The organism is Vibrio sp. V12_P9A6T4, assembly GCF_963874835.1.
GTDB classification, from domain to species: domain Bacteria; phylum Pseudomonadota; class Gammaproteobacteria; order Enterobacterales; family Vibrionaceae; genus Vibrio; species Vibrio anguillarum.
In genome coordinates, this window is sequence record NZ_CAWNJO010000038.1 from 125,450 (window position 1) to 137,439 (window position 11,990).

9 protein-coding genes are annotated in these 11,990 nt (G+C 44.4%); 4 read left to right on the forward strand and 5 right to left on the reverse strand.

All coding sequences use genetic code 11. The features are described 5' to 3' along the window. Positions 1-156: 156 nt before the first annotated feature. The 3 genes from AACQ42_RS04645 to lamB form a co-directional block, all read right to left on the reverse strand. Complete coding sequence (locus AACQ42_RS04645; RefSeq protein WP_094165658.1) at positions 157-1,794, reverse strand: glycoside hydrolase family 13 protein; 1,638 nt, start codon at positions 1,792-1,794, stop codon at positions 157-159. 148 nt (positions 1,795-1,942) lie between these two features. Further along, complete coding sequence (locus AACQ42_RS04650; protein ID WP_094165659.1) at positions 1,943-2,776, reverse strand: MalM family protein; 834 nt, start codon at positions 2,774-2,776, stop codon at positions 1,943-1,945. 111 nt (positions 2,777-2,887) lie between these two features. After that, positions 2,888-4,087 (reverse strand): maltoporin LamB, encoded by a 1,200-nt coding sequence (gene lamB / locus AACQ42_RS04655; protein ID WP_176429673.1) that lies wholly within the window; start codon positions 4,085-4,087, stop codon positions 2,888-2,890. A gap of 438 nt (positions 4,088-4,525) precedes the next feature. Here lamB and glgX point away from each other — a divergent pair, with 438 nt between their 5' ends. Next, complete coding sequence (glgX, locus tag AACQ42_RS04660) at positions 4,526-6,523, forward strand: glycogen debranching protein GlgX (RefSeq protein ID WP_094165660.1); 1,998 nt, start codon at positions 4,526-4,528, stop codon at positions 6,521-6,523. A 107-nt stretch (positions 6,524-6,630) separates the two neighbouring features. Here glgX and ulaG read toward each other — a convergent pair whose 3' ends face one another. Next, on the reverse strand, positions 6,631-7,698 hold the full coding sequence (ulaG, locus tag AACQ42_RS04665) for an L-ascorbate 6-phosphate lactonase (RefSeq protein ID WP_013868344.1): 1,068 nt from the start codon (positions 7,696-7,698) through the stop codon (positions 6,631-6,633). Positions 7,699-7,821: 123 nt separating this feature from the next. Next, positions 7,822-8,577, reverse strand: a complete 756-nt coding sequence (gene ulaR / locus AACQ42_RS04670; protein ID WP_026027147.1) for an HTH-type transcriptional regulator UlaR — start codon at positions 8,575-8,577, stop codon at positions 7,822-7,824. 390 nt (positions 8,578-8,967) lie between these two features. Here ulaR and AACQ42_RS04675 point away from each other — a divergent pair, with 390 nt between their 5' ends. From AACQ42_RS04675 to AACQ42_RS04685, 3 genes are all read left to right on the forward strand, one after another. Further along, positions 8,968-10,728: a PTS ascorbate-specific subunit IIBC gene (locus AACQ42_RS04675; RefSeq protein ID WP_026028425.1), complete on the forward strand. Its 1,761-nt coding sequence runs from the start codon at positions 8,968-8,970 to the stop codon at positions 10,726-10,728. A gap of 77 nt (positions 10,729-10,805) precedes the next feature. Next, entirely contained in the window at positions 10,806-11,288 is a 483-nt protein-coding gene (locus AACQ42_RS04680; protein ID WP_094165661.1) for a PTS sugar transporter subunit IIA, read from the forward strand. A gap of 7 nt (positions 11,289-11,295) precedes the next feature. Then, positions 11,296-11,988 carry an L-ribulose-5-phosphate 4-epimerase gene (locus AACQ42_RS04685; RefSeq protein WP_094165662.1) on the forward strand — a complete coding sequence of 231 codons (693 nt, stop codon included), beginning with the start codon at positions 11,296-11,298 and terminating at the stop codon, positions 11,986-11,988. Positions 11,989-11,990 lie beyond the last annotated feature (2 nt).

Consider the following 11,990-nt stretch of genomic DNA (forward strand, 5'->3'; position numbering starts at 1 on the left):
GCCACATAGCCTTAGCACTAAGATAGTACCGTACTCTTTTCAAGAGTGTTACGCACAATCACACTAATTGAGGAATAGATTCCGATTTGGGTCAATGAATGAAAAAACGCAGCCAAATCGCTGCGTTCATTCCAGATCAAAAATGAGCCACTCACTTTACTCTCTCATCAAAACCGCGATGGATTGATAAGGCTCGAGTACTAGATTTTCTTCTAATTTTTCAATCTCTTGATAATTAGAGCTCAAACACTCCACCGTTCTCGATTGAAACTTTTCGGGTATTGTTAAACAAACCGTGGCCGATGAAAAATTACTGATCACGACAATTTGCTCACCTTGGTACTCGCGCACATAGCCAAACACTTGATCATGTTCTTCAAATAAAGGCGTGAACGATCCATAGACGATGGACAGGTGTTTTTTACGCAGTGCAATTAACTTTTTATAGTGATGGTAAATCGATTGTTTATCAGCGAGCGCTTGTTCAACATTGACTTTTAGGTAGTTAGGATTCGCCTCTATCCACGGAGAACCTTGAGTAAATCCGCCGTGTTTATCCGCTGACCATTGCATTGGCGTTCGAGCGTTATCGCGGCTGTTTTGATGAATAGCATCCAGCATATGCTGATGAGAAACGCCCGATTCTGTCTTCACACGATAAAAATTTAACGTCTCGATGTCTCGGTATTGAGCGAGCGAATCGAAGGCCACATTCGTCATACCAATCTCTTCGCCTTGATAAATATAAGGCGTGCCTTTCAGAAAGTGTAAGCTCGTTGCCAACATTTTCGCAGATTCAACTCGGTAGCGTTTGTCATCACCATACTTAGATACAGCGCGTGGTAGGTCATGATTATTCCAAAATAATGAATTCCAACCCTGATCGGCAAGCTCAATCTGCCACTTGGTTAATACCTGTTTAAACTGCTTAAGATCTAACGGAATAGGGCTCCATTTGTCACCCTGCTCCCACGTCAAAGTGATGTGTTCAAATTGGAAAACCATCGATAACTCACGACGACTCGGCGCACTGTACAGTTTTGCAATGTCTGGTGTGGCTCCCCAAGTTTCTCCCACGGTCAGCAGATCTTGATTACCAAAGGTGGCGGCATTCATTTGCTGTAATAACGGATGCAAGCGCGGGCCATTACCAGTAATGCCCTTATCAATTTCTTTGCCAATTAAATCAATAACATCTAATCGAAAACCACCAATGCCTTGTTCAATCCACCAGTTCATCATGCTGTGCACTTCTTGCTGCACTTTAGGGTTTTCCCAATTCAGATCTGGCTGACGTTTAGAAAAAAGGTGGAAGTAATATTGCTGCGTTTGCTCATCCCAGTGCCAAGCACTGCCACCAAAAATTGACCCTGTATCATCCGGTACACTGCCATCCGGTTTTGCATCCCGCCAAATGTAGTAATCTCGATACGGATTGTCTCGCGATTGCTTCGCTTGTAAAAACCATTGGTGTTCATCCGATGTGTGATTAACGACAAGATCCATCACTATCTTAATATTGCGTTTTTGTGCTTCGCTCAGTAAACGCTGCATATCTTCCATGGAACCAAACTCTTGAGCTATTGCTTGGTAGTCAGAAATATCATAACCGTTATCATCCATTGGAGATTGATAAACAGGAGATAGCCAAATAACGTTAATGCCTAACTCTGCAAGGTAATCAAGCTTACTAATAATGCCATTTAAATCGCCGATACCATCGTGATTAGAATCGTAAAAACTGCGCGGGTATATTTGGTATACCACAGCGCTATGCCACCATTTGGGTTCCATGATATTTATCTCTGCATTGAATGATCTAGTGAGTTCTAAAGTGAGAGAAGTGATAATTCGCTTGTCATCTTTAGTAATCGAAGCTCAGAATTTTGAGACTAGAAAAAGAAAGGCGTCCACATAGGGACGCCAGTAGTACGATTTCTAATTATTTCTCATTCACGGCTTTAACAAAGACTTCTTGTGCTCCATCAATACCTAGCGCTTTGGCTTCATCAAGTAGGCTCAGTGCTTTGGCGATATCGTTCGCTTTTACCGCTTTCTGAATCGATACCTTGTAGTAAGTTTCAGTATCTGGCTGCACTTTTTTTGTCAGTTTTGCTTCATCCGTTGAAACTGTCTTTACTTTATTCTCAGGCTTCACAAACGATAGAAAGCTGGGACCAGAAACATCTAACTCAATGGTTCCAGCCAAACCGTGTGGCATCGGAATATCTTTTAATTCCGGCATGTAGTTACCACGGCCTTCGGCATCAATACGTCCAGGATGTGCAACATAAGTTACGCCTGACAGATCTTTTTCCTTTGTATAAACAATAAGTAAAAGCGTTTTATGACCTTGAGGAGGATAAAATTCCAAATCAGCAACCAGACGATTACCCAAATTTAAACGTGGCTTACGATATTCGAACTCAGTGTCGGTATACGATTCTAAAACGGTTCCTGTTTTATCTGTGATAACAACATAAGGATAAAATACTGAATCTTGAATTTCGCTGGTGACCGTTAAATTCATTTGGCCACGATCGGCTGGTATTTCAAACACGGCGACAGGGCTATGAATCAATGAGTTATGCAAGCGCTGAGTATTGGCTGTGAGCACCATTTTTGTTGTACTCGGTAGCTTCACTTTTGTGACTTGTAGTTGTTCTATATTATTGACAGCTTGCACTGCCGAACTTTGTGTTTGCTCAACAACAGGAGCTGTTTGACAGCCAGTTAAAGCAATGCAACTACCTAATAGTAGTGTTTTAAAAACCATTTTCCGCTCCTTTAGTATTTTTTTAACGACTCATCTCCGAGTCGTTAAAAAAATAGCCGACATCAGTCGGCTATCAGCATATGGATTTAGACTAATAAGAACAAGGAGGAATTACCACCAAGCTTCCACTTGAATGCCAACGACGTATTCAGTGTCTTTGCCAGTTGCAAATGCATTTTTGTTTTCGGTATCAAGTAGGTATGAGCCGTATACACGGAACTCTGGACGAGCCCAGAAGCTGTCTCCCATTGCCCACGCTTGTGCAACTGTCAATTTCGCATTGCCGAAATCTTCTGTTGCTGTGCCTGCACTATTAAGTTTCTCACCAGCGTTATAGCCAGCTTCAAATACAGTGCGCATTGTCTCATCCCATTTGTACATTGGGCGCACAACAACTGAATACTGATCAATGTCTTTTTTACTAGCCCCAATATCAGAACCTGCTAAGTACGCAAGTTGATGGCCCATTTCCCACGATTGACCAAAACTCACTACACCCCAGTTTAATAAACGGTAGCCAGTTGCATCGTTCTGATCTGCATTACCACGGTTATAATAAGTGCCTGCACCCCAAAGATTAGCCGCTTGCACGCCATAACCATTGGTACCCACTTGAAGAATTGTTTGGTTAAAGCCGTTTGATAGGCCTTGGTGCAGAATGGCTGATGCCAACAAACCATCATCAGCTTGCTCTGTTGCATCACCTTTTTCGGTTGCAAAGTTATAAGCCAATGCAAATTCTAGATTCGCATTTTCCCAAAGACCGATATTGGCTAAGCGCGCATCAAAGATATAACCCGTTGAGTTGGTATTATCGCCATCTTGGATCAAAGCAAGTGACAGTTTCTGATTGCCGACTGATAGGTTTTGAATACCGCCACCTGTACCAGAAGTGTTCAAGAAATAGAAATCGGTGATGTGGATATCTTTACGTTGGTAATAAGATTTACCCGCCCAAATTTCAGCAGACTCATCACCAGCAATAAGACCTTTAGCTTTTACCGCAAACTGAGCAACGTTAAAATCGCCATCTTCCCAACCATTTGCACCTTTGTTACCTTGTGCAATCATTGATTCGACACGCCAAGTTTGCTCGCCTGTCTTTAATTCCTCAGCAAAACCAAACTCATAGTAGTTGTCGTTTTCGTTACCGAGACGACCTACACCATTCTTGTTAACAGCAAGATCACCATTACCCTGACCACTAATTCCGGTACCCGCGCGGAAATAACCATTAAAATCAACAGCAAAAGCAGAACCTGCTGCTAGAGTAGCAGCCACTGCGGCAGCAATTACACTTACTTTTTTCATTCTTAACTCCATTAAGGACGATTTATATTTATGGAAAATTTTAACTACGGACAGCATTTAAAACTTTCACTCTTCTCCTATTGGAACCTGCAAGGCAGTTGACAGATAGACGCTAAAAGAAGAGGTAAGACAGGACTAAGTCCCCAGTTGTTTCAACGGTGATAAGGTTACTAAAGGCGTAATAGGCTTGCTTCCTCCACCTCAAAGTAATTTGGGGGGGAGGAGAAAGGATGAGTAATTTTATAGTATGGCGTTTTTAAAGCACGGATCACGGATTTCAGGGGGAGGAGATCAGTTAATGGTTATAAAATAGAATACAAAATGCCTTATTGATCACTATTTAGGGCCAATAACATCATTAAAATGAAATAAAATTACATTCAAATTTTATTCATTGGGCGCTTGACCTAATATCAACAAAGCTTTTTACTTAAAGCGATGACGTGCAGCAAAATAACAATTAAAGATGCCCATATGAAATGTACTATTTCTAGCCCTTACCCACTCGGCGCAACCCTTGACAACACAGGTTGCAATTTTGCTATTCATGCTCCAGCAAATAAACAGCTTCTACTCGCTCTGTTTGATCAACAGGGAAGTTTCACCACCCACGAGTTAGAGAATGAATATGCGGGCGTGAAGTACACTCATGTGCCAAACATTAAAGCAGGGCAAAAATACGGTTACCTCATTTTAAATGGTGACGAGCCACACTATATTTCCGACCCCTACGCGAAGGCGATAGATAAAAACTTAGGCTATAAAACACCATTTAGTTCAAAAAAGAGTTTCGAGCTGCCTAAGTGTGTCGTGGTTGACGATCAATTCGATTGGCAATCAACTAAAAAGCCACACATACCTCGCGATAAGACTATTTTGTTTGAGACCCATGTCAAAGGAGTGACCAAACTCAATCCACGAGTGCCTAAAGCAGAACAAGGTACTTATTTAGGCTTAATCAGTGAGGAGATGCTGGAGTTTTATCGCAAGCAAAACATCAACACACTACAGCTACTGCCCATCGCGGCTTGTATGCATGAGCCACATCTATTGGATATGGGCAAAGTCAACTATTGGGGATATAACCCCTATCTGTTTATGGTGCCAGATCCACGTTATGCGCAAAAAGATGCGGTAACGGAACTGAAAACGGCTATCAGAGAACTGCATCGTCACGGAATTGAAGTGATACTGGATGTGGTTTATAACCACTCAGCAGAGGGGGGCGAAGATGGGCCTATTTTCAATTTAAAAGCACTCGACCCTAAATATTATCTAAAACACGGCCAACATTACGCGAATTTTACCGGTTGTGGTAACACCATTGATCTCTCTTATCAACCCGCCCTTAACCTAGTCATGGACACGCTGCGCTACTGGGTTAGCGAATACCAAATCGATGGTTTTCGTTTTGATTTGGCCGCAACGCTTGGAAGAAATGGCGATAATTTCAGCCCCGATGCTGCGTTCTTTAAAGCGGTGGCGCAAGATCCAACATTAAAACGAGTCAAATTGATTGCAGAGCCTTGGGATATTGGTCCAAACGGTTACCAAGTAGGCAATTTTCCTTTCGGTTGGAATGAATGTAACGACAAATTACGTGATATCACACGCAGCTTTTGGCGCGGCGATCAAGGCTATTTAAAAGAGTTCGCCACACGCTTAATGGGCTCGCGCGACTTGTACAGTGCCGCCAACTGGCCCTACAAACTGACCGTCAATTACATCACTTATCATGATGGCTTCACCATGCAAGATTTGGTGTCATACAAGCATAAGCACAATGAAGCGAATGGTGAACAAAACCGAGATGGTCACGGTGACAATCGCTCCGACAACTATGGCGTCGAAGGCGAAACCGAGAACATGGTGATAAAAGCAACCCGCGAAAAGCAAAAACGCAATATGATGGCGAGCTTACTCTTTGCTTTTGGCATTCCTCATATTCTCACCGCGGATGTGCTTTCTCATACTCAGCAAGGTAATAACAACGCTTATTGCCAAGACAATAAGATCAGTTGGCTTGACTGGAACATGACCGAACGCAAAAGCTACTTCAAACATTGGTTGAGTCAAATGGTGGCGGCAAGACACCTTTATATGGTGCCCTTTATTCGTGCTTTTAGCGGTGAGGAACGTAATGCCAACCGCGTATTCTGGCGACGCGTGGATGGCACACTGATGGAACATGATGATTGGAACCGCTTAAGTTCTGTGGCATTGCAGATGGGCATTGGATCGGATGGGGCTGAAATGCTCTACTTGATCAACCAAACCAACGCACCCGCTCGTTTTACTCTACCTAAAGATCGTAACCAAAACTGGGAAGTGATATGCGATACCAATTTACGTAACGTACAACCCGGCCATGCAGAAGGGGAGTTGTTGCAATCGCCCATATCAATGACAATTTTGCACTACCAACCTGAAGTATAAAATTAAGTGCTGTACATCACTACCGATAAGCAAAGAGATTACCAATAAACAAAGAGGCCCAATTGGCCTCTTTCTCTTCTCTTTCTCTAATTTTTGCTTTCAGAACATTACAAGAATGCTTTGAAAGGCAGCTCTGGTTCATCGACAAAAATATCTTTAAAGCCTCTGAAATGCTGGTAATGCATACGTCCTTTGTCGGTTGGGTAGGTGTATTTTCCACCCACTTGCCAAAAGAATGGCGCAAAACCGTATTGCAGACGATCTTTTTTCATTTGCCACAATACTTCAATTTCACGCGGGTCATTTTGGAAGTTAGCCCAAATATCGTGATGGAATGGGATCACCACTTCACAATCTAACGCCTCGCCTGCGCGCAAAATATCAGATGCAGTCAGCTTATCTGTGATGCCTCGTGGGTTTTCACCGTATGAGAGCAGCGCTACATCAATCTTGTAGTCATTACCATGCTTGGCATAGTAGTTAGAATAATGCGAATCACCTGAATGGTAGATTGAGCCACCGGAGGTTTCCAATAAGTAGTTGACCGCGCGATCATCCATACCATCAAGAATCCCCTTATCATAAGATGAAACACCTTTAGGCAGCGTAATCAACGCAGTGCGATCAAAAGAGTCCAGAACTCGGATACTGATATCGCCGACTTCAATGCAATCACCCACTTTCGCCACAATGCAGCGCTCACTCGGTACTCCCCAGCCTTGCCACAGGTCAACGCAAGCTTGTGGCCCAATAAATTTCACATGCTCACCACAGTTTTGCAGCACAGCTGCTGCGACATTAATATCGATATGATCAGCGTGATCATGCGTCGCCAGTACCGCATCAATCTCTTTGATGCCAAATGGGTCCAACACAAAAGGAGACGTTCTTAAGTTGGGTTGCAGTTCACGCACGCCCCCCATACGCATCATCTGATGCTGTTGATTCATCAAGGCATTCTTTTGCGTTTTCTTACCCGTCCCACACCAAAAATCGATCGAAAGATTGGTATTACCGGCACTTTTTAGCCAAATGCCTGTACAACCAAGCCACCACATAGCAAAGGTGTTGGCTTCCACTTCGGTCTTTTCTATCTCTTCATTCAGCCAAGTTCCCCACTCAGGAAACGTACTGAGAACCCATGAATCGCGTGTGATTTCATCAATTTTACTCATAGCAACACCTTTTATTTCACGATCAGTTAGACAAATTTTGGATGTAGGGAGCCAAGCGTCTTAACCAAAGGTGAAGACACTGAGCCTGTGTTTATTATTAGAATGTGTAGAGCGAAGTGCTTTCTATACCAGAATCACTTCTGTCCCCTGCTGTTGTAGCGCTTGGATAACTTGCGGATCGGCGGCTTTGCCAGTGATAACAATATCAACCTTGCTGGCGGGGCAAAATAGCATGCCCGTACGCTGCCCAACTTTAGAACTATCCACTACCACCACTAACTTACCGATTTGCTCTAGCATCTGTTGCTCGGCAACGGCGGTGAGCATATCGGTTTTGTATAGGCCATTTTCCGTCAGCCCTTTGCCACTGGTGAACATCCAATGTCCGGCGTAACCGCCTAACGAATCAGGGGCGGGGTTGAGGAAAATGTTTTGTGCTTTGTTGTACTGCCCACCAATGATGATTACATCGTCGTGATCTTCATTGATAAGGTAACTGGCCAGTGGAAAATAGTTAGTCACGATTTGAACATCTTGGCCACACAACTCTTTACCGAGCAAGAAGGCGGTAGAACCACAGTTAATTACCACACTGTCACCTGGGTTGCAGAGCTTAGCCGCAGCCATGGCAATCTGTGATTTTTCATGGAAATGATCCGTACTGTCGATATTTAACGGCGTCCACGCTCGCTTTCTAATCTCTAAACGTTCAGCACCATTGCGAACTTTCTTCAGCTTACCTAGCTCATCTAACTTAGAAATATCGCGGCGGGCCGTTGCTGGTGACACGTTAAATTTCTCAATAATATGCGTGACGTTGATGGTGCGCATATTGTCTAGCAAAGACAGTATCTCGTTATGTCTTTGTACTTCGTTCATGGTTATCACCTTATCTTTTCATCAAGTGATTACTTGGTGATTATTTATGATTTGTTTTGATTCTATTTCTCATCCATCACAATGTCAAACACTGGACGAACAAAACTTCCCTCTCGCTCACAATAAAACCTAAACAATTGATTTTATTTGAAATAAAATTTTAACTGTGACTTGAGTATCAAATAATGTCTCCATTTGGCGAAGAAATTGATAAAAATCAAAATAATCACAAATGAGCATTGAATGATTACTTTTGATTGGTAAAGTCTATTTCGTGAGCAAAACAGGATTGAAATCGGCATCACCTTGCTGATTCACTCTGACCTACACCCAGCTTCGAGTAAGACGGGAATACACATAACGATAAATAGAGAATCAAGGGGTAAAGATATGCAGTTCATCTACGATATCTTCTACATTTTTTATAGCCAAGTAATGACTAAAGCACCTTTGCTGCTGGGCTTAGTCACCCTTATCGGTTACTGGTTATTAAGAAGAGATACCACCACCATCATTAAAGGGTCGATCAAAACCATCGTCGGCTTTATGTTGGTACAGGTGGGTGCAGGGACCTTAGTGGCAGGCTTTAAGCCTGTGATTGAGAAATTATCGGAATATCATGGTTTAACTGGCTCGGTTATCGACCCGTACACTTCAATGATGGCCACCATGGAAATCATGGGGGATGATTATTCTTGGGTTGGTTATACCGTACTACTGGCACTGGCGATCAACATTTTGCTCGTTTTGCTGCGCCGCTACACAGGCATTCGCACCATCATGCTAACGGGGCATATTATGTTCCAACAGGCAGGGTTAATTGCGGTGTTCTACCTTGTGCTGGGCGCAAGCATGTGGGAAACCATCCTTTATTCGGCTGTTTTGATGGCGCTCTACTGGTCTATCTCCTCCAACATTATGTTCAAACCCACCGAAGCCGTCACGGGTGGAGCCGGTTTCTCCATCGGCCACCAGCAACAAGTCGCGTCTTGGATTGCGGTTAAGATTGCCCCCAAATTGGGCGACAAAAACGAGAGTGTCGACCACCTTGAGCTGCCTAAATGGTTGCACATTTTCCACGACAGTATTGCCGCAACCGCGATTGTGATGACGCTATTTTTCGGCATTATTTTGCTCTCATTTGGTTTAGACAACCTGCAAGCAATGGCGGGAAAAACCCATTGGTCTATCTACATTCTGGAAACTGGCCTTAAATTTGCGGTAGCGATTCAAGTTATCGTAGCGGGTGTGCGTATGTTCGTTGCCGAACTGTCTGAAGCCTTTAAAGGTATCTCAGAGCGCGTCATTCCTAACGCGGTTTTAGCCATTGACTGCGCCGCTATCTACGCGTTCTCACCTAACGCCATGGTGTTTGGTTTTATGTGGGGCGCGATTGGTCAATTTACGGCGGTGCTGGCCATGCTCGCTTTTGATGCACCGATCATGATCATTCCCGGCTTTATCCCGATGTTCTTCTCCAACGCGACCATTGGTGTTTTTGCCAACCACTTTGGCGGCTGGCGCGCGGTCATGAAGATCTGTTTTGTGATGGGTATAATCGAAGTCGTTGGCTCAGCATGGGCCATTCACATCTTCAACCAATACGGCACCGAATTCAGTGGCTGGATGGGCATGGCCGACTGGGCGCTAGTCTTCCCGCCAATCATGCAAGGCTTATCCGTCTCAAAACTGTTCTTCTTTGTGCTGATTGCATTGGCTGGTGTGTACATGTTCTTCGCCTCTAAAAAACTGCGTGAAGAGGAAGATGCACAAGGTTTGGTGAACATCAGTGACGATCCAGAAGTCATCGCCGCCGTCGAACAAGCACTGAAAGTCAGTGATGGCGTGCGCCCGGTCAGCATTTTAGCCGTGTGTGGCAATGGGCAAGGCTCCTCAATGATGATGAAGATGAAAATCGGTAAGTATCTGGAGAAAAAAGGCATTCCACACGTGATGGATTCCTGCGCAGTGTCTGATTATAAATCTAAGCTCGCCACCACCGACATCATCGTCTCATCAAAACATCTCTCTGGTGAGATGGAGCCCGGAGAAGGCAAATTTGTGCTCGGCGTACAAAACATGCTGAATCCGAACTCTTTTGGTGATGAGCTGCTCGATATCATCGATAAAAACTTTGTCACTTTGAAATAGCTATTTACTACAAAACGATAAGTACAAAAACAACAATAGGTGCCAGACGCACTGGCACCCACTCTGGAGATAGAACTATGGGACTGAAACAATCACTGATCGACAATGACTCCATTCAATTAAATGCCCAAGCGAGCACTTGGCAAGAGGCGATCAAAATCGGTACGGATAGGCTGATCAAATCAGGAGCCATCCACCCCTGCTATCACGATGCCATCATCAGCAGCGTTGAACAATTAGGCCCGTATATAGTCATCGCGCCGAATCTTGCCCTGCCTCATGCTCGTCCTGAAAATGGCGTGATCAGAACCGCCTTTGCTTTAGTGACGCTACAAACGCCTGTCTACTTTGACGGCGAAGATGAACCAGTCGATGTGCTGATCACCTTGGCTGGTAGCTCGTCTGATCAGCATATGGAAGGATTAATGGAAGTAACCCAAGTGCTGGATGATGAAGAGAGCGAGACTGGCGTTGATCTCGATAAACTGCGCCGTTGTCGTACTCCGCAGGATGTTTACCAAGTAATTGATGAAGCGTTAGCGGCACAATTGGTCGAGTGAGGATGTCATGTATAGCGAACTAAAACAGCGAGTATTTGCGGCAAATCTTAAGCTTCCCCAATACGGTTTAGTCACTTTCACTTGGGGCAATGTATCAGAAATAAACCGCGAGAAGGGCGTCATCGCCATCAAACCTTCCGGCGTAGAATACGATGTGATGAAAGTCGATGACATGGTGATCGTTGATCTTAGCGGCGCGATTGTGGAAGGCACACTTAATCCATCCAGTGATACCGCCACTCACCTCGAACTCTATAAAGCTTATCCAGAGATCGGCGGCGTGGTACACACCCATTCGCGCAGTGCCACTATTTGGGCGCAAGCGGGCATTGACATTCCTGCTTTAGGGACCACTCACGCCGATTATTTTTACGGTGACATCCCCTGCACACGCAAACTTTCTTGCGATGAAATCGCTGGCCAATATGAGAAAAATACCGGCCTTGTGATCATCGAAGAGTTCAAACATCGTCGCATTGATCCGATGGCGGTGCCAAGCGTGATTGTCGCCGGGCATGCTCCTTTCTCTTGGGGCAAAGATGCTAACGATGCGGTTCATAACGCCGTCGTCTTGGAGGAGATTTCCGCCATGGCGCTGGCGACTCGTTCGCTCAACAGTGGCATCAAAATTCAACCGGAATTATCCGATAAACACTATCAACGTAAGCATGGTGATAACGCTTACTACGGCCAAAGGTAGCG

What these genes read in the sequence shown, in the direction of transcription:
- glgX (WP_094165660.1), top strand. Translation starts at nt 4,526, where the DNA reads ATGACGTGCAGCAAAATAACAATTAAAGATGCCCATATGAAATGTACT.
- AACQ42_RS04680 (WP_094165661.1), top strand. Translation starts at nt 10,806, where the DNA reads ATGGGACTGAAACAATCACTGATCGACAATGACTCCATTCAATTAAAT.
- AACQ42_RS04685 (WP_094165662.1), top strand. Translation starts at nt 11,296, where the DNA reads ATGTATAGCGAACTAAAACAGCGAGTATTTGCGGCAAATCTTAAGCTT.
- AACQ42_RS04645 (WP_094165658.1), bottom strand. Translation starts at nt 1,794, where the DNA reads ATGGAACCCAAATGGTGGCATAGCGCTGTGGTATACCAAATATACCCG.
- ulaR (WP_026027147.1), bottom strand. Translation starts at nt 8,577, where the DNA reads ATGAACGAAGTACAAAGACATAACGAGATACTGTCTTTGCTAGACAAT.
- AACQ42_RS04675 (WP_026028425.1), top strand. Translation starts at nt 8,968, where the DNA reads ATGCAGTTCATCTACGATATCTTCTACATTTTTTATAGCCAAGTAATG.
- AACQ42_RS04650 (WP_094165659.1), bottom strand. Translation starts at nt 2,776, where the DNA reads ATGGTTTTTAAAACACTACTATTAGGTAGTTGCATTGCTTTAACTGGC.
- lamB (WP_176429673.1), bottom strand. Translation starts at nt 4,087, where the DNA reads ATGAAAAAAGTAAGTGTAATTGCTGCCGCAGTGGCTGCTACTCTAGCA.
- ulaG (WP_013868344.1), bottom strand. Translation starts at nt 7,698, where the DNA reads ATGAGTAAAATTGATGAAATCACACGCGATTCATGGGTTCTCAGTACG.